General features: G+C 41.3%; 6 protein-coding genes. All 6 read right to left on the bottom strand.

Features of this window, described 5'->3' with window-relative positions; genetic code table 11:
- Complete coding sequence (gene fhuF, locus HWV01_RS18870) at positions 1–576, bottom strand: siderophore-iron reductase FhuF (RefSeq protein WP_211673000.1); 576 nt, start codon at positions 574–576, stop codon at positions 1–3.
- 152 nt (positions 577–728) lie between these two features.
- Positions 729–2024: a lysine N(6)-hydroxylase/L-ornithine N(5)-oxygenase family protein gene (locus tag HWV01_RS18875; RefSeq protein ID WP_211673001.1), complete on the bottom strand. Its 1296-nt coding sequence runs from the start codon at positions 2022–2024 to the stop codon at positions 729–731.
- Between the two features lie 41 nt (positions 2025–2065).
- Positions 2066–3049, bottom strand: coding sequence for a GNAT family N-acetyltransferase (locus HWV01_RS18880; RefSeq protein ID WP_211673002.1), 984 nt, complete (start codon positions 3047–3049; stop codon positions 2066–2068).
- On the bottom strand, positions 3039–5306 hold the full coding sequence (locus HWV01_RS18885) for a TonB-dependent siderophore receptor (protein WP_211673003.1): 2268 nt from the start codon (positions 5304–5306) through the stop codon (positions 3039–3041). Before HWV01_RS18885 ends, HWV01_RS18880 begins: the two co-directional genes overlap by 11 nt.
- Before the next feature lie 87 nt (positions 5307–5393).
- On the bottom strand, positions 5394–10763 hold the full coding sequence (locus HWV01_RS18890) for a non-ribosomal peptide synthetase (protein ID WP_211673004.1): 5370 nt from the start codon (positions 10761–10763) through the stop codon (positions 5394–5396).
- Positions 10760–21538 carry a non-ribosomal peptide synthetase gene (locus tag HWV01_RS18895; RefSeq protein WP_211673005.1) on the bottom strand — a complete coding sequence of 3593 codons (10779 nt, stop codon included), beginning with the start codon at positions 21536–21538 and terminating at the stop codon, positions 10760–10762. Before HWV01_RS18895 ends, HWV01_RS18890 begins: the two co-directional genes overlap by 4 nt.
- Positions 21539–21558: the final 20 nt, after the last annotated feature.

Consider the following 21558-nt stretch of genomic DNA (forward strand, 5'->3'; position numbering starts at 1 on the left):
TTATTTGGGTTCAAGTAATCTTGGACAGTCATCACAAAGCTCTGTCGTCGGTAATCGATAACGCAAACAGCAATTACGCCTTATTTTTACAGACTTACCCGCTATTCGCTTTAACCGATAACATCCAAACATCGGATTTATCTTGTCATTTATATATCGATGTTCTAATAATTGATTTACTGTTTTACATATCTCACCATCCATCCCAGCCAGTTCGAGTTGAACATTAATCCAATTGATATATCTGGCAGCATTGACCCATAGAATCTTAATCGGTACTGAGAAATGTAATGCCCATGACTCGATCAGTGGTTTTAAGTTATATTCGACTAAACTATCATAACGGCTCACATCAGTCGTTGTAATAGTAGTCCCTTGTTCTTCAACCACAAAACCATGGACAGTCCCATCGTTGCCAAAAATTAATTCAAGCTCAGATAAACGCACAGGTAACGCATGTCCTAGTAGCACATTAGCAACGATAACAGGTGCTAAGATACGAATAAAATAATATTTACTCCATTCGGATAGAACCTCTGCATCTAAGGTCTCGTCACAATCAGGTCTAAATAGCACCAATTGCTCCTTAACAAAATTAGGGTCTAATAAAACCGAGGCTGGCAATGAGGTATTATTACCCGCCGGAAAACGAAATATATTCGCGTATTGCTTAAACTCCCCCTGAAAAAGGGGAGCTAATATAGGAAGACTCAAAATATCACCCGAATCTAAACACAAACATTGCTTTTAGATTCGGAGATCCGTTCCACTAAACAATTCACAATTTCTTGGGACCTGACCGCTAATATCGATAATAAGGTATCACTTAAGCCATGCGTCGATTCACAGCAACCTTGTAAAAATACATTTACGTTACACCCATCTTTTAGAGGAAGGCGGTAACAACGTTCAACATTATCCATATGCATCCACGGTTTTAACTCATCAAGCAATGTATTAAAACTGTTATAATGGTAACCTGTAGCAAGTACAATAGCATCATAATCATGCCAAACTTTAGCTTGTGTAGAGGTATTACGAAGCCTCATTGCGACATGGTTTTTAGCTATTGCGACTTCAGATATCTCATGTAAAGGTAAATATTTATGTACACCTTTACCTGTTACTTCTTGTAAGTATAATCGCTCATAAATCGCTTCAATTTCTGGTTTATCGACAACCGAATAATTAGTACCACTGTACCTTTGGATCACTGAATTACGTTCCTCAGGTGCATACGAATAAATTTCATCTGTAAACTCAGGATTAAATATCTCATTTACAAATGGACTATCATCTGCGGGATAAATCGCCCGTCCTCTATTAACCAGATTAATTTCACCATCAGGATAGTCGTTACATAATTCAACAAAAATTTCTGCGGCACTTTGCCCTGCGCCAACAATAGCAACTTTAGGCTTATTATTTTCGGTTTTAAACGTCTTCCGCCAGATTTTATACCCTGAAGAATGGATAACTTTATCACTACGGTGATCTAAAAATTGATCTGGTAATTTAGGTGCGCCCCCAACCCCTACAATGAGGTTTCGGGTATAACGAATATCTTCAGTGCCTTGCGCATTTAGCGAGACTACTTTAACAATATTAACTTCACCTTCAACTTCAACTGGCTCAACAGAAACAACATTAGCACCATAATCTACATGCTCTGAAAAATGACTCGCCGCCCAAGATAAATAGTCATTAAATTCTATTCTGCTAGGTGAGAACGAACTGAGATTAATAAATGAATTTAATCGATTATGATGATGTAAATAATTCACAAAAGTATAATTGCTTGACGGATTACGCTGTGTAACTAAATCTTTCAAAAAAGATATCTGCATTCTTGTGCCATCTAGCAACATGCCGCCATGCCATTCAAATGCTGGTTTCTTTTCTAGAAAACAGTAGCTCATGCTTTGTTCATTCACCGATGACTCTTGCATTGCGATTGCCACAGCTAAATTAGCGGGGCCAAAACCGATGCCAATTACATCATATAGTGTTGCTTTATCTAACATACCTTACCTAACTCCTTTGATGCAGTACTACCCATTTACTTTTATGTATATTTAAACTGAGTAAAAAAACTGTCTCTAAACTGCAGCATCAACGCCGCTCGTTTATGCGAAAATGAAAATTCTTTTTGCTTAGAGAAATGCTGCTGTTGTAAATAGTTAATCATTTTTTCATTATCAGCTCTCGGCTCACTGACGATTCTCAATGTACGAGGATCAGATAAATAAATGTAATGGCACAACGAGCTTAACCAAGCTGATACTTTATGCGGACCTCGATGTTTATCCTCTCCAACAAGCATGTGAATACCACGATCATAATCACCGGCGGCATAATAAGGCGCGATCCGATCTTCTTTGCTCCAATACACTTCAAAATAAGCAAATGGTTGGTCGTCAAAAGAAGCGATGATTATTTGATTTTTAGGATCGTTTAACTGTGTTTGCAAATAATCCCGGTGTTCATCTAATGTTCCTTTTTGTTCCCAGAAAGCCGCAACACGCTCATCATTTTGCCAGCGGTTAAAAAGCGCTAAATCTCTGTCAATATCAAGTGTTCGCAGCTTTATCCACGACTTTAACTCTGGAATATATCGGTGATATAGGTCGCCAGTCAGTGGGTGCGCTCGCAATGGGTGATAACCAGCACTATCAAGAACTTGCATATGTGGAAATGGCTTAGATTCTGGCTGTGCTAACCACAACTCACCTAACTGCCATAACATCGACTTAAATAACAAATATTCCCCATCCGACGTTCTTTGCATATAATCAGTATTAACCAAAGGATTTCCGGCCTCTAAACTGATACATTCAAGCGTAGAGATAGTACTGAATATCGCATGACACACAGGCAGCAATAACGCCCCCTGTAAATGTTCTCTATTTAGTTGAAACTTAGTCGGCGATATAAGAATGCCGCTAAATATAACGTGGTCTTGTTGGTAAACTTGCCAGTGATTATGTGTAGCAAGCGTCACCCGCAGCCCAGAAGGCTGCGGGTACTCGATGGTAGAATTACCAAGCATAGCTAAGGCTCGCAATCACATTTCGGCCATTACCATAGAAACAATTACCATAACCACAAGTTGACACATACTCTTTATCCATAAGATTTTTAGCTGCAATTTGGATTTTCATATTGTTAATGGTGTAACTCACAGTTGCATCCATTAACGTAAAATCAGCTACCTTTGTTGTTTCAGTATCGTCAGCATAAGTTTCGCCAACATAACGGCCACCAACACCAATCGCTAAACCTTCTAGGCTGTTACCAAAGAAACGATAGTTAGCCCAAGCTGATGCAAGTGTATTCGCGACCTGCATCGGACGGTTACCCACCTTAGAGGCATCATTATCTTTAACAATTTCTGAGTCCATGAAAGTTGCATTAGCAACTAAACTTAGCCCCGAAGTCACATTAGCAACGGCTTCTAACTCAATACCTTTATTTTCGACTTCACCAATTTGAAGCAAATTACCAGCAGCATCCGAGGTCGCCATATTCTCTTTGTTGATTTGGAACAACGCCGCATTAAATGAACCATCGAAAGATTGTGGTAAATATTTCAGACCAATTTCAAATTGTTCTCCGCTCTCTGGTAGAGCTGAATTTCCGTTTTTGTCCAATTTAAGAACCGGTTGGAAGTGTTCGGCATAATTAGCATATGGCGTTAATCCATTCTCAAAGATATAAGCCACCCCTGCACTTTTGGTCCACTCTTGGTTACTAACTACTTGCTTTGCACTGGTTGATTTATTTTCAAAGGTAGATTTTGTATCATCAAAACGGACACCTAACGTGATAGCAACTCTATCATTAATCAACATATGCTCTTGTAAATAGCCTCCCAGTTGATGCTTTTCACTTGTTGTCGTTTCACGGTCTGCATCTGTTACAGGTTGGAAAGTGGTCCCATTTAATAAAGTAACATTGTCTGTATAACTCGGGTTGTACGGATTGAATAGTGGATTATAAGTGTCAAGATATATACCTGGATATGGGGTTGGAACTTTAATCGGCGTATTTCCGTCAGCGACGAGAACGCTACCACCAAAGCTTTGCCCTTTTATATCAAGCCAGCGATAATCAATACCAGATAACAATGTGTGATCTAATTTACCCGTATTAAACTTATAAATTAATCGGTTATCCGCAGAAAAACTTTTCGATTTACCCTCTTCACTTGATAAACCTCGTAAGATATTGGTTCTTGTTGCTTCCAGACGAGCGTCTTGAGCATAAGCAAGAGCATACATCTGCTTTAAATCAATATCTAATTGGCTATAACGCACAGATTGAGCAAACTGAACTGACTCATTAAACTTATGGCTAAATTCATAACCTAATGCAGCTTGAGTACGCTTAAATTTTTCATAACCAGGGTTACCAATAGCAACATCATCACCAATGAAGCCATTCTCATTTTCAGTTAATGACCCTTCCATCGGTAAAAACTGTAAATAAGGGTCTGAGTCGTCTTTCTGATAACTCGCAAGTACCGTTAGGTTAGTATTGTCATTAAAGTTGACACTCACTGATGGGGCAAGATAGATACGTTCAGCTTCAACATTGTCAACATCAGTGCCATTTTTACGACCTAAAGCAACTAAACGCCAAGCGATGTCATCAGTGATATCACTGCCAAGATCTAGGCTTAATTGCTGACGATCATTGGTGCCATAATCCACCGATACGAAACCAAAATTACCACCATGTTGAGGTCGTTTACTGATCACATTAATCACACCGCCTGGGGGATTTTGTCCGTACAATACCGATGCTGGACCACGTAATATCTCAACACGTTCTAAACCAAACGGGTCGACTTGATAACTATAAAAGCCTGACGAATCGACTCTCGTTCCGTCTTGATACAAACCATCATTAGCCTGATTAAAACCACGAATAACAAACCAATCTTGCTTGTTATCTTCACCATAAAAATTGGCCTGAATACTCGGGGTGTATTGCAAAGCATCAGCCACACTCACAGACGCTCGATCATCCATCTGCTCTCTTGTCACAACAGATACTGCTCTTGGCGTTTTGCTTATCGGCATATCCGTTTTGGTTGCTGTCATGCTATTTTCACCAACATAACCAAAATCGGGGCCAATTGGATTACTAAATTCTGCAGTAACAACAATTTCTTCTTCCGAATTTTCATTCGTATTTGCTGATACAGAATTTACCATCAATCCCATTATTACAGCTGTTGCCAAAGATTTTTTAACAAATTTCTGGCTAACAAATGCGTCCATCCGCTGGTTTTTAAACAACATAAATACTCCAATACATATGATTATAATATTGATAATGATTATCAATTCCCTTAAAGGTTGGATTTAACCTTTTAAAATGACCGCCGTTTACTGATTCAATAAACGAACAGCTAAATCTGATATAACGCCTTCATTTCGAACAATGCCTAAATGATCGCTATTTACAATTTTTTTAGACTCTAGCGAGTTAATACTTTCTAGTCCCGAGCTTAACTGCTGAGCTCTCCCCTCAGGATTAGCAGCCCACCAACTTTCAACTTTTCTATCCACGCTAGCAAGTTGATAGCCAGCACAGATTGCTCTCATGTGCTGCTCAATAGCCCAACTAAACAAGACTTGCCGTGCATTTTCTGCCATATGGCGAGAAACAGGCATTGTCGATAACCACATATCAAACTGGGAAGGCCACTGTTCAGGACTACTTTCATTTAATAATTTAAGACATTGCTGAGACTGATACTGGCTTAATGGGGAGAGTAATAAACTTAAATGTTCCATCAGTTTTTGTTGCGCTTTAGGTGAGTCCCATTGATCGTCAGCAACCTCAAATCCAGGTACATAACAATCAAGTAATCCAATAAAAGCAACGTCCTGTTTATTCGCTTCTAACTTAGCTGCAACTTCCAAGCACAGCGCGCCGCCTAAAGACCAACCAAGTAAATAATAAGGACCTTCATTTTGTACCGACTTAATCGTTTGATAATAGCTCTCGGCCATCGCCGATAAAGATGCATCAAACCAACCATCATCAATAAAACTCCGTGACTGGATACCAATTAGATGGCGCTTACCTGCTAATCTTTCAGCTAACAATTGATACCCTGTCGTTCTTCCCGTAACGGGATGAATACAAAAAATAGCAGGTTCAGTACCACAAGGTTGATTGAGTGGTTCTAATAGGCGTAGATCTGCCTTGATCTCAGTATTGTTACCGATACGGCCTAGCCATTTTTGTAAATTAACGACAAAATCATTCGCCCACTGGGTCACTTCATTTTCAGTATGGTGTGTATGTGCATATTCCCAATCTAAGCTTAATTGCCCTTCCGTAATTTGTGCATTAATAACTAACGGGGTAAGCATTGGGTTTAAATCAGATTGTGGAGGGCCACCAGCAACAATCGGTTTACACCAATGTGAAAAACCATTATCGACATACTGACCTAAATAATTAAATGTGATATCCGCATTAACCGAGATCTTTGAAGATTCATAAGACATCACGGCACCGTAGCCAATACCGCCATCTTGCTGAGCCTCATTCAAGCGCTGAGTTATCGACTCTAGACAAGTCTCAGCATATGCAGACCAACTTAATTTAATCGGATAAAGACTCGTCATCCAACCTATTGTTCGGCTTAAATCAAGCGCACCAAATACGCTTTCTTCTCGCCCATGCCCTTCCAAATATAAATGTAGATCTGGTTTATCCACCGATGCTAACGTTTGCACTAAGCTGGTAATTAATAGGTTTGGCGTTGGCACATTTAATTGACCGACGGTTTTACGCAATAATATTTGTGTATCTTCAATACCTAATTTGACACTTTCCGTTCGTCTATTCTTATAAATAGGAAGAGGTAAAGATGAAGATGACCCTTGTGCAAACCAATATTCACGCTGCTGTTGCATATCTAAGGTTCGAGTCCAAATATTCAGTTGCTCAATGACTTGATTATAATTTGCTGACACAGCAGGCAATTGTATTTCTTGCATCGTACTGAACTGTTGATAAGCCGACCATAAATCATCAAACAATATTCGCCATGAAAAACCATCTATAGCAAGGTGATGAATAACGAGTAATAGTCGGTCCGCTTTTTGTGGCTGCTTTATTAGCGCAGCACGTAACAAATCACCTTTATAAATGTTCAAACTTTGCTGTAGTTCTAATGCTAATACAGAAAATTCAGCATCATCATCGATCTTACAGTTCCATAATAAATCGGATGAAATAACATCAGTATATTGCTGTACCCACCCTTTATTTCCATGACTAAATTTAAGACGAAGTGCGGGATGATGGGCAACAATAGAATGTAATGATTTAGCTAACGCATCAACATTCATACTTTGCTTTAACTCAACACAAACATGCTGGTTCCAGTGAGACGGTTCTGCTGGTTGTTGTGAGAAAAAATGTTGTTGAATTGGCATTAATGCAAATTCAGACGTCGGTAATAACTGTGCCTTCTGTTCGGTGATTTCTTGCAACAAAGCTGCAAGCTGTTTAAGAACTGGCTGTTCGAAAATATCTTTTGGCGTTAATAATAACCCGGCTTGACGGACATGACTGACAAGCTGCAATGCTAAAATTGAATCTCCACCTAATGCAAAGAAGTTACTCTCACGCCCGACTAATTCAACACCTAACAAGGTTTTCCATAACTGACTCAGTAACGCTTCTGTGTCACCTTCTGGCGCTATGTATGAAGCATCGTCTAATTCATTCCAATTGGGTGCTAATAAATTCTGTCTGTCGATTTTACCCGCGGGTGTTAAGGGTAATTTAGCTAATACCATCAATGTCGCTGGTACCATATAATCAGGCAAGTCAGCGGCAAGGCGTTGTAATAATACATCCTCATTGAATTCGGTTATTTGCGCTTTGTCTGTTTGCTGTAAATAACCAACCAAACGTTTACCGCCCGGAGCCTCATGAGCGACAACAGCGCAATGCTCTGCGCCACTCAGCAACTGCAGTTTTGATTCGATTTCACCTAATTCGACCCTGAAACCACGTATTTTGATCTGCTGGTCTATGCGGCCTAAATATTCCATAACGCCGTCGTCACGCCAACGCACTAAATCACCCGTTCGGTACATACGCTCTCCCGCAGCACCATAAGGATCAGGTAAAAATCGCTCCGCAGTCAGATCAGCACGACCATGATAACCTCGTGCTAATCCCACTTCGGCACCAATATACAGTTCGCCCGACATCCCAAGCGGGACTCGATTGAGTTGAGGATCTAAAATGTATAAGCGTCGTTCTCCCACCGCAGTACCAATCGGCGCATATGCACTACTTAATTCAGTCTCTGCATATGCCTCCCATATCATTGGAGTAACCACGGTCTCCGTTGGGCCATAACCATTAATAATGCGTTGTGGTTTCAATACCTGCTGTAACCGGTCGTAAGTTTCACGCGTAAACGCTTCACCACCTAATGTCCAAGAGCGTACTTTTAAATTCGGCTTACTGTAGCTGATCCAATCTAATAACGGGCCCACATAACTTGGCGGGAAACACGCAATGGTTACCCCTTCTTGTACAAGTACATCGCAGGTTTTTTCTGCACTCCATAACGCCTGATCACGAATCACTAAACGAGAACCAAATGCCAATGGCACAGCCCAACGCTCTACTGCACCATCAAAACTTATTGAGGCAAAGTGTAGCTCAACATCATCAGGTGTCATGCCATAGCGTTCACCAATGGTTTGAACATGCATGCTTAATCCTGCATGTGTTAACGCAACGCCCTTAGGCTTGCCCGTCGAGCCAGAGGTGTAAATAAGATAGGCTAATTGCTGCTGATGGTATTCGACATCGGGGACATCAGTCGAATAACTACCCATCATTTGTTGATCGAGATAAACAGATTTAATGCTATTAGGACAAGGGACTTGCGCTGATAATGTTGAATCAGTAAGCAATAAATCAACACCGCTATCTTCAAGCATAAAACTTAAACGCTCATTCGGATAAGCAGGATCCAAAGGCAAAAATGCGCCGCCAGCCTTAAGAACAGCAAGCATAGCAACTAACATCGTATTACCACGCTCAAACGCGACACCGACAGGCATGTCAGCGCTAACACCTTGCTCAATCAAATAATGGCTAAGTTGGTTCGCTTGATGCTCCAATGCTTGATAACTTAAACGTTCATCGCCATGCACGAGTGCGATTGCATTCGGTCGTAATTCAGCTTGCTTTTGAATAAGCGAAGGTAATGGCTGATACTCCCAAGTGTGAGCCTGCGTCGAGAAATCATTCAGCAGATCCATGGCTTGCTGATTGACTAAACTAAGTTGCCCTACTGGTATTGTAGGCTGTGCAACAATTTCATCTAAAAACTTAATAAAACCACTCAATAATTGTTCCGCAGTGCTTACCTTAAATCGGTCTTTAGCATACGTTAAAATGACTTCCCAAGGCGCTTGGGTTGGTTCTCTGATATCTAAGGCCAAATCAAACAAGGCGTGGCGGCCTTTCTGATCACAGCTTTTAATATTAACCCCAGAGACCAATTCAATCGATGCATCAGACGTCTGTTGATGATTAAATAGCACCTGAAATAGCGGTGTTTCACCTACATTACGTGATATACCAAGACCATCCACTAATTGATCAAAAGGTAAAAGCTGATGTTCTTGTGCTTCTAATACAGCTTCATGTGTTAGTTTCAAACAATCGATAGCTTGGCTAGATGGCCAAATTTGATTATGAATAACCATGGTATTAACAAAAAAACCAATAATGTCAGCAACTTCAGCTCGATCCCGGTTCGCCATTGGAATACCGACCGAAATATCATTACGACCACTGTAGGCTGCAAGTGTTAACTGCCAAACAGCAAGCAACAAACTCGATGGTGTGATCCTTTGTTTTAGCGCTAACGCTGAGATCTTAGCCGTTCGATTCGTAGATAATGAATATTGGCAATGACCAGCAAGTCGCAACTGATGGATCTTTGCGGATGTATCATGCGCAATCAGTAATTCAGGTTGCACTGGACCTAACTTTGCTTTCCAATAGTTCAACTGTTGCTGTGCCTTTCCGGCGCGTAGCATTGCCGTCTGCCAAACCGAAAAATCAGTATATTGAATATTTAGCACTGTTAACGGGACGCCCCGATATGCTTGCACAAGGTCTCGAACAAAAATATCAATCGACCAACCGTCAGAAACAATATGGTGCATAACTAATTGTAAATGCCACGTCTGCTGCCCAACTTGTATTAAAGCGACTCTCAACGGTAATTCATAACTCAAGTTAAAACGTTTCTGTGCATGTTTATCACAGAAAGAATAAAGATCAGCCTCAGATTTAAGTCGCCAATCCTGTACTTCTAAAGGCACGATTGGAGCAGTGTCTAACTTTAACCATGTTACGTCATCTTTACTGACAAAATAGCTGCGTAATATCTGATGTCGCGCCAATACTTGCTGTAATGCCGATTCAAATAATCCATGATCTAACGCGCCATTAATTTCAAAATCACCAACCATATGGTAAGCGCTATTGTCTGGGTCAATCTGATAAATATGCCATAAGCGTAATTGTGCTGGGGCCAAAGGAGATAACTCACACTCTTTCACTGGCACGATAGGTAGACGTTCAAAACTAAACCCCTTTGCCTGCAACAAGGATAAAAATTTCTCTTGTTCCGGTGCACCTAATTCGATAAAACGTCGAGCCAGTGCGTGTTTATCAATCTTATTCATACTCATAGTGCCTCCAACTCATCTAATAACATCGCCATTTCATCAAGTTCTAAATGTTCTTGTTGGTGATTGAGAACAAATTCAGGTTCGAGCAACTCAGCCAGTGCTCGTAGGTCAGATGCATTGAAAAAATCACGTAAATTAATTTCTATACTAAGTTCTTCTCTCGCCGCAGCAATAACACGAGTTGCTAACAAAGAATGCCCGCCAAGCACAAAGAAATTATCATCTAGACTGACGGTTTCTAATTCAAGTAAGCGAGACCAGCTCGCTGCTAACCATATTTCCAGCTCTGTTTCAGGCGCGTGATAACCTTTATTTTGTAATACAGGCGTAGGTAATGCTTTACGGTCTCTCTTACCATTAGGGGACAGAGGCATGTGCTCAATACCAATAAATAAGCTTGGTACCATATAATCAGGCAAATGTTCGGCAAGATACTTTTTAACTGACAGCTCAACTGAATTATCCAGTTGTGCACAAACCAAATAAGCAATTAATTGATCACCTGCTGGCGCGTTATGAACCACCACTGCAGCATCTGAAATAATTGAATTTTTGACTAACAGGCTTTCAATTTCTTCTAACTCAATGCGTAACCCTCGAATTTTAACCTGATGATCTAAACGGCCTAGATACTCTAAAGCACCATCAGCACGTCTTACGACCTGATCACCAGTACGATACATACGAGATCCTGCTTGTCCAAAGGGATTAGGAACGAAGCGATCTGCGGTCAAATCAGCACGATTCATGTATTCACGCGCCAACCCATGACCTGCAAGATAAAGCTCTCCTGGCACGCTGATAGGTACAGGGTAAAGCCTTTCATCGAGAACATGTAATTCTGTATTGGCAATAGCGAAACCAATCGGTACTCGTTGCTCCGAATCAATCTGGCACTGCCAATAACTCACATCTATGGCCGCTTCCGTCGGGCCATATAAGTTATGTAATGCTATGTGCGGCGCTTGGGTTAAAACTGTACTAGATAAACCAACTGGTAATGCCTCACCACTACAAATAATTTGACGTAATTGACGACATTCAGAGAGTGCAGCATCATGGATAAACGCCTGTAACATCGACGGTACAAAGTGAACGGTTGTCACACCTTCGTTCACCATAGTTTCTTGTAACTGCCAAGGTGTTCTATGTGCATCAGGTGGTGCAATAGCTAAACGAGCTCCGAACATTAATGGCCAGAAAAACTCCCATACAGAAACATCAAAACTAAATGGGGTTTTCTGTAATACACAGTCACTAGCCTGCAAAGCGTAATATTGCTGCTTCCAGTTTAATCGGTTCTGCAATGCGCCCTGAGTATTCACCACCCCTTTCGGTAATCCAGTGGATCCCGAGGTATAAATCACATACAAAGCTTGGTCAGGATGCCATGCAACAGAAGGCGGTTGCTTAGCGTATGCAGCCAAATCCAGATTATCGAGGGTGATCACCTCTAACGTATCTTGCTCGGACCAAAGCCCCTGCGTCTCAACATCAGTAAGTAATAAACCTACATCCGCAGACTGTAAAATATAACTTAATCGTTCACTTGGATAACTCGGGTCTAACGGTACATAAGCGCCACCAGCACGTGTAATAGCATGAATACCAATAACTAAATTAACAGAACGAGGTAAACCGATAGCGACACGAACTTCAGGCCCTACCCTCTTAGCCTGTAGGTAATGCGCTAATTGATTAACGCGTTGTTCGAATTGTGCATAACTAATTTGCTGTTCTCCCATAGAGACAGCAATCGCATCAGGCGTGAGCAGCGCTTGTTCATGAATGGTGACGGCTAAAGGTTTAAAACCGCCCCAGTCATATTGCGTCGTATTCATTTGAGATATAGCGACTTGCTCACTCTCTGTTATCAGCGTTAATTGTGAAACCGCAATACTTGGCGTTGCTGTTACTTGAACGAGTAAATGCTGCCAGTGACCATGTAAACGCGCTATATAATTGGCACTAAACAGATCAACGGCGTAATTGAAAAATCCAGCCCATGAGCCGTCATCGAATTGTTGCATATCCATGCTTAAATCCAATTGTGCGCCACCCGCACCAGGGTCAAATGTGGTCACGTCTAAACCAGTCCAATTTTGTAAAAATGATTTATCAATACGCTGTAAATTAAATGAACTCTGATACAAAGGATGTTGCTGTAAATTACCTTTCGGTCCTATCTCAGCAACAAGCATTTCGAACGGTAAGTCCTGATTTTGTAATGCTCCAGATGAAAACGTACTCACCTGTTCAAGCAAAGTCGAAAACGATAGTTCATCAGAAAAACGTGCTGGAATAACAATGCTGTTAATGAAACAACCTTGCATGGCCTGTGTTTGATTCTGAGAACGCCCAGAAACAGGCACACCAATGCGAATTTCATCCTGCTGGGTATATTTATGTAATAACAGTTGCCAGAGAGTTAGTAACACATTAAACGTTGTCGTATTCTGTTCAGACGCTAATGACTGTATTGCATTCACCTGGTGACTACTTAATTCAAAATGATAGCGTTCACCTTGAGAATATAGTTCGCTTGAATGCGACTCTGGATATAAATTGAGAGGCTCAATATCAGCAACAAGCGCCTCTTTCCACCAAGTTAACTGTGACTCCACTTTCTCGCTTAACAGCCAATCCTTTTGCCAATGTGAGAAATCAGCATATTGTAAAGCAGATGCTTCCAGTACAGATTTTTCTGAATCAAGCATTAACGCATAATCGTCACTCAGTTCATTCAATAATAACTGGGTGCTGATGCCATCAGAGATTATATGATGCTGCACTAATAAAAATTGATAGTGATTTTCAGCTAAGCGCACCAGTTTAGCCCTTACTAATAAATCACTTTCAAGATCAAACGGTAGCGCTAACAATTCAGCAAAATTAACAGTTGCTTGTGCCCTATCCATATCCCCTAATGTCAGGACAAGCTCAGCATGAGGGTTTATGCTTTGTAATACCTCACCTTGTTCGTGAATAAAGTGAGTGCGTAAAACCTCATGGCGCATCAACAAACGATTTAATGCTTGTTGCAACAATGGAATATTTAGCTCACCTTTGAATTCAAGTGCTAGTGGCATATGGAAAGCAGCACTAGTCGGTTCAAGCTGATGCATAAACCAAAGTCTTCGCTGTGCTGCACTGGCGAGAATAGATTGCTCTCTGTCCACTGCAACAATCATGTCTTTACTTGAATGTTTAACTACACACTTAAACGCCATATCAGCCAGCACTGGCGAATCAAAAATGGCTTGTAATGGCAACGCTAACTGATATTTCTGATCTAATTCACCAACCAAACGCATAGCCAATAATGAATGTCCACCCAATGCAAAGAAATTGCTGTCACGCCCGACACGCTCAACACCTAATAAGCGCTGCCATACTTGACTCAATAATTCTTCAACGTCCCCTTCAGGCGCTTTGAATTCTGTATCATTAAGTTGCGTCCAATTCGGCGCGAATAAGTTTTGTCGGTCGATCTTTCCAGCCGGTGTCAACGGCAGCTTATTCAATACAACAATCTTGGCTGGAACCATGTAGTCAGGAAGCACTTCAGCGAGACTACGTAATAGCATGGCTTCATCAAGGCTTCCTAATGATCCCTCTGACTGTTGTAAATAACCCACCAAACGTTTTCCACCTGGCGCATCATGCGCAACGACAGCACAGTGCTCAACACGACTTAGTTGCTGTAATTTTGATTCTATTTCACCCAATTCAATTCTGAATCCACGGATCTTAATCTGCTGATCAACACGCCCTAAATATTCCATGACGCCATCACCACGCCAACGCACTAAATCACCCGTCCGGTACATACGCTCACCAGCGATACCGTAAGGATCAGGCAAAAATCGTTCAGCAGTTAAATCTGCACGGCCATGATAACCACGGGCTAAGCCAACTTCAGCGCCGATATATAACTCACCAGGGACACCTACAGGTAGACGATTAAGCTCGTTATTTAAGATATAGAGTCTACGTTCACCAACTGCGGTACCAATTGGTGCATAGGCACTCTTCAATTCTGTTTCCGCATAAGCTTCCCATATCATAGGGGTCACAACGGTTTCGGTTGGGCCATAGCCATTAATAACACGTTGAGGATGTAATACCTGTTGTAAACGTTCATAGGTTTCACGGGTAAACGCTTCGCCTCCGAGGGTCCATGAGCGAACCGTTAACGCCGGTTTATTATAAGCAACCCAATCAAGTAGTGGTCCGACATAACTCGGGGGGAAACAAGCGATTGTCACGCCTTCTTGCTCGAGCACCTGACACGTTTTCTCCGCACTCCATAATGCTTGGTCTCGGATAACAAGACGAGAACCAAATGCCAGCGGCACAGCCCAACGCTCGACCGCGCCATCAAAACTAATCGATGCAAAATGAAGTTCAACATCATCTGGTGTCATACCATAACGCTCACCGATAGTTTGCACGTGCATACTTAAACCAGCCTGTGTTAAGGCAACACCTTTGGGCCGGCCTGTAGAGCCAGAAGTATAAATAAGGTAAGCTAATTGTTGAGGGTGATAATCCACACTCGGCGCATCAGTCGGATAGTCAGTCATTAATTGCTGATCAAGATAAACGTGTTTTATCCCTTTAGGACCAACGATTATCTCAGCTAATAACGAATGGGTAAGTAATAACTTAACGCCGCTGTCTGCCAGCATGTAATTTAATCGTTCGCTAGGATAAGATGGATCTAATGGTAAAAATGCCCCGCCAGATTTAAGCACGGCAAGCATCGCCACTAACATGCAATTACCGCGTTCAAAAGCAACACCGACAGGAACATCGGCACCAACACCTTTCCCAATTAAGTAATGGCTAAGTTGGTTAGCTTGCACTTCAAGCATGCGATAACTTAACCGCTCATTACCATGAACTAACGCTATCGCATCAGGTCTCAATTGTGCTTGTTTCTGAATCAATAAAGGCAACGCTTCATAATTCCAACTATGCGGCTGAGTTAAAAACCGGTTTAGTTGCACTAACGTCGACTCTGATACAGAAGTCAGTGATGCGAGCATTTGTTGCGGATTGCTCACTAAGTCATTTAGATGTAACGCCATTAACTCAGCAATATTCTCAATCTGACTTGCACTAAATTTAGTTTGATCATAAGCAAATACGATCCGTAAACATTCCCCAGGTAAAATAGCTAACGTGAGCGGATAATGTGTAAATTCATAACTGTCAGGCTCACCTAATTGCAAGCCTGATTTATTTTGTTTAAATAACGCTTCATCCAGTGGGTAATTTTCAAATACCACTAACGTATCAAATAAGGACTCTCCAGCCCAACCACTATCCTGCTGGATCTGCGCCAGTGATGAATAGCTAAATTCTCGTTGTGCTCCACCTTCACGTTGTAATTTATGTAACCAATCTAGCACCAGAGCATTTGGCTCAATAGCGACAGTCATCGGTAACGTATTGATGAACAAACCAACCATAGCATCACTACCCAGTAACTCGGTCGGTCGACCTGATACCGTATTACCAAATACAGGATTATTTTGACGGCTTAGGATACCGAGAGTCAACGCCCAAGCACCTTGCATCAAGGTATTTAGAGTAAGTCCTTGTGACTTTAATTGAGATTCAAACAAGGATGTTTGTAATGCTGTAAAATCTAAATTATAACGCTGGAACCCGTCCTCCGCAGTCTCTTTAGAATAATCAGAGTCACCATAACTAACCGTCAATTGAGTTGGTGATTCAATATCAGATAAGTACTGCTGCCAGAAGGTACTTGCAGCATCAGTATCACTCTGATTTAACCACATTAGATATTGGTCAAAAGAGTCAGCAGATCGAGAGAAGTTATCACCTGCATATAGGCCTAATAACTCACTGAATAATATTCCTGTACTCCAACCATCCATCAACACGTGATGTAAAGTCAGGATGCAAATATAATCATGTTCAGCAATACGTAATAAATCAATCCGCCATAGTGGCCCCTGATTTAATTCAAAACCTTGCGTAATTAGACGCTCGCGAAGCTGTTTAATACTCGTTGTAATATCCACCTCAAAACGCAGGTCAACTTCCACAAAAGGCAGATCACGTAAAGGCCAAATAGCCATAAAATCTGTGCCTTTATTATTTAAAACACTGGCTCTTAGAATTGGATGTCGCTGCATTAACAATGCCCAAGCATCCATTAGCTTGCTCGGTTCGAGTGCATGCATTGGCAAAGCAAGTTGATTTATATATGAACTATTGCCTGTCGCTAATTCGCCATGAAATAATAGCCCTTGCTGTAAGCTCGAAAGAGGCCAAATATCCTCAGGTATGTCGCTAATCAAATCAAGGCTAGCTTGGTCCAGTCCACTTAATGCAACATCTGATGGTGTCAATAATGGTTTATTCGCATCAAAATGAGAGACCACAATGACGCATTGTTGCTGGAATAACGCGATAAAGTCATTACGCTGGTCAGTAGTAAAGGCTGTATTGTCAAACTCAAAGTTCAACGCTAAACCGTTATGAGTAAGTTGCGCATTCAATACGATTGCAGCATCGGCTTGGCAGTCTATCGCTCGCCACAACCCTGATTCTTTAAGTTTCAGCGCATCATGTTCATGACTACTGACCTTACCTAAAAAGTTAAACAACACATCAATCGAATCACGACTCGTCATTAAACCTTGCTGTATTGACGCACTATAATCTAATCCACCGAGTTCAACTTTTCGTAATTGTTCTTTAGTTTGTTTTAAGCGAGTTTCAAAATCGATATGCCCCTTAAACACTTGTGGATAGAGAGACGTAAACCAACCAACACTGCGACTTAAATCTAAACCATATTCGTCCCCAAACCGGCCATGACTTTCACGATGTAATCGCACTAGGTCACGCTCGGTAAAGGCAAATAAACTTTCAACCATAATCAACAAGAGTAATTCTTCTAGATTGAGCCTTGCATACGTTTTCGCCTGTAGAGTCCAATGCGCTAAAGTTTTATTTTCAACTGTCCATTGCGATGTCGAAATGCCCGAATCATCACCTAACTCAAATAACGATTCAATGTTATCTTGAGCTTGCCAATAGCTAAGTGCTTTAGCGGAAACTGAGCGATTTGAAAGCGCAGAAGCCCAATCATTCAAACTGTGGGTTTTGTTCACTAATTGAATATTATCTTTAAGGGCTAACTGCTGATAAGCATGCATTAGATCTTCTAATAGCACCCGCCAAGAATAAGCATCGACAGCCAAATGGTGGATTGTGAGTATAAATTGAGGGTTAACATCATCAGCTAAATAAAGCGCGCCTAATAAGCGGCCTTTTTCAATATTTAAAGCCTCCTGTAAATCATTAACATATTCCCCAATATTATTATCTAATTGACGTTCTTGAAACACGAATGAAGCTTGGTCAATACTCAGGTGATCGCAATCCCAACCATCTTCAGTCTGTTTAAAGCATAAACGTAAAGAATCATGATGTTGAATTAAAGCGTAAACGGCTTTCTTTAACAATGACGGGACTAACTGTTCGTTCAATTCAAAATGTAAATATTGATTACAATTGACTGAACCATAGTGAGTAAGAAAACGTTGCTGAACCGCATTAACTTTAGCACTACCTTGTAATTCTGATTGGTCTGCGGGTATGTCATTTGACACTAAAATGCAGCAAGCCATATCAGTAAGTATTGGTTTATCAAAAATGTCTTTTGGCGTTAATAATAACCCGGCTTGACGTACATGACTGACAAGCTGCAATGCTAAAATTGAATCACCACCTAATGCAAAGAAGTTACTCTCACGCCCGACTAATTCAACACCTAACAAGGTTTTCCATAACTGACTCAGTAACGCTTCTGTTTCACCTTCTGGCGCTATGTATGAAGCATCGTCTAATTCATTCCAATTGGGTGCTAATAAATTCTGTCTGTCGACTTTACCCGCGGGTGTTAAGGGTAATTTAATTAATACCACCAATGTCGCTGGTACCATATAATCAGGTAGTTCAACGGCAAGGCGTTGTAATAATACATCCTCATTGAATTCGGTTATTTGCGCTTTGTCTGTTTGCTGTAAATAACCAACCAAACGTTTACCGCCCGGTGCCTCATGAGCGACAACAGCGCAATGCTCTGCGCCACTCAGCAACTGCAGTTTTGATTCTATTTCACCTAATTCGACCCTGAAACCACGTATTTTGATCTGCTGGTCTATGCGGCCTAAATATTCCATAACGCCGTCGTCACGCCAACGCACTAAATCACCCGTTCGGTACATACGCTCTCCCGCAGCACCATAAGGATCAGGTAAAAATCGCTCCGCAGTCAGATCAGCACGACCATGATAACCTCGTGCTAATCCCACTTCGGCACCAATATACAGTTCGCCCGACATCCCAAGCGGGACTCGATTGAGTTGAGGATCTAAAATGTATAAGCGTCGTTCTCCCACCGCAGTACCAATCGGCGCATATGCACTACTTAATTCAGTCTCTGCATATGCCTCCCATATCATTGGAGTAACCACGGTCTCCGTTGGGCCATAACCATTAATAATGCGTTGTGGTTTCAATACCTGCTGTAACCGGTCGTAAGTTTCACGCGTAAACGCTTCACCACCTAATGTCCAAGAGCGTACTTTTAAATTCGGCTTACTGTAGCTGATCCAATCTAATAACGGGCCCACATAACTTGGCGGGAAACACGCAATGGTTACCCCTTCTTGTACAAGTACATCGCAGGTTTTTTCTGCACTCCATAACGCCTGATCACGAATCACTAAACGAGAACCAAATGCCAATGGCACAGCCCAACGCTCTACTGCACCATCAAAACTTATTGAGGCAAAGTGTAGCTCAACATCATCAGGTGTCATGCCATAGCGTTCACCAATGGTTTGAACATGCATGCTTAATCCTGCATGTGTTAACGCAACGCCCTTAGGCTTGCCCGTCGAGCCAGAGGTGTAAATAAGATAGGCTAATTGCTGCTGATGGTATTCGACATCGGGGACATCAGTCGAATAACTACCCATCATTTGTTGATCGAGATAAACAGATTTAATGCTATTAGGACAAGGGACTTGCGCTGATAATGTTGAATCAGTAAGCAATAAATCAACACCGCTATCTTCAAGCATAAAACTTAAACGCTCATTCGGATAAGCAGGATCCAAAGGCAAAAATGCGCCGCCAGCCTTAAGAACAGCAAGCATAGCAACTAACATCGTATTACCACGCTCAAACGCGACACCGACAGGCATGTCAGCGCTAACACCTTGCTCAATCAAATAATGGCTAAGTTGGTTCGCTTGATGCTCCAATGCTTGATAACTTAAACGTTCATCGCCATGCACGAGTGCGATTGCATTCGGTCGTAATTCAGCTTGCTTTTGAATAAGCGAAGGTAATGGTTGATATTCCCAATAGTGAGGCTGAGTTGCAAAACTATTTAAGGTGTCTCGTTCCTCATCATCAAATAATTCAATTTCAGCAAGTGTGATGGTTTCAGGCAGGCAGAGTAAGTCAATCATTTTAAAATAGTGATGAGAGAATTGTTTCATGACATTTGCTGAATATAATTCTGTGGCGTAGACAAAACGACAACTTAATTGCTCAGAAGATATCACATCTAATACGATTTCAAATGGCGTTTCACTGACTTCAAACTCTTCGAAGCGAATAAGTAATTCATCCGATGTTTGCGTTAACCCATCGCCATGACTACGGAAATTAAAAGCAACCTGAGCATTAACTTGATCCTCATTATTATCAAGAAGTTCAAGTGGTAAATGCTGGTATTTTTGAGCTTTATCTAAATTGTTCTTACATGAATCAATCCATTCTTCCGTCGTCATCAACGGAGAGAAAGCCGTATTTAATGCCATATTGTTGACATAGAACCCTAACGAACGTCTATTAGCTGAGTTTCGATTGAAATTAGGGACACAAAGAGTCGGACTCCCCTCACCGCTCCAAGTATTCATTGTTAGCTGTAACCCAGCTAGTAGTAACGTAAACTTGCTACAACCTAGCTGTTTCGCTTTGCAAGAAACAGCGTCATTAAGCTCATAAGAAAACTCAGGGCAATAATGTGACGCAGTATATGTATCTTGCTGTAGCTCATTCAAACGTGGCAGTGTTAAACGTGCAGAATCATAGTTCACACTTTTATGAAGATCAGCTAATTCACTTTGAGCATCAGAACTTACTAACCAATCTCGTTGCTCCTGAGCATAGCTGAAATAATTCTGACTTTTTCTTACTTTAAGCTGCTTATCAGAGAGACCCGAGATAATCTGCTTGATTACTAATTGTAATGACCAAGCATCAACTAAAATATGATGCCCAGATATAAGCAAAGCATGTTTGTTCTCGGCCACTTTATATAAACAGCATCGAATCAAAGGTCCAGACTCTAAATCAAAGCGTTCAAGCCATAATTTACGGGCAAGACATTGAGCTTCCGACACCGCTTCTGAATGATGTTCTAAATTAATAAAAGCTAATTTTTGATAGATGTAAGGTACTGAGCGCTGGCAAGGAATACCATCTACTTCAGTAAACTGAGCTCGTAATATCTCTTGCTGCTGCCGGACCGTTTCAATAGTAGATTCAAGTTTGATTACATCTAACTCACCATCAATCCATAATAAACCGCCGAGGTTATACGCTTTACTCTGTGGATTTAACTGTTGAAATAACCATAACCGTTGCTGTGAAAAGGAAAGTCCAGTCCAATCTGATGGTTCATTACTATTTACACAATCTACTATTGACATAATCTGTCCCTGATCTAACA

It is taken from the genome of Moritella sp. 5, assembly GCF_018219455.1.
Taxonomy (GTDB): Bacteria; Pseudomonadota; Gammaproteobacteria; order Enterobacterales; family Moritellaceae; genus Moritella.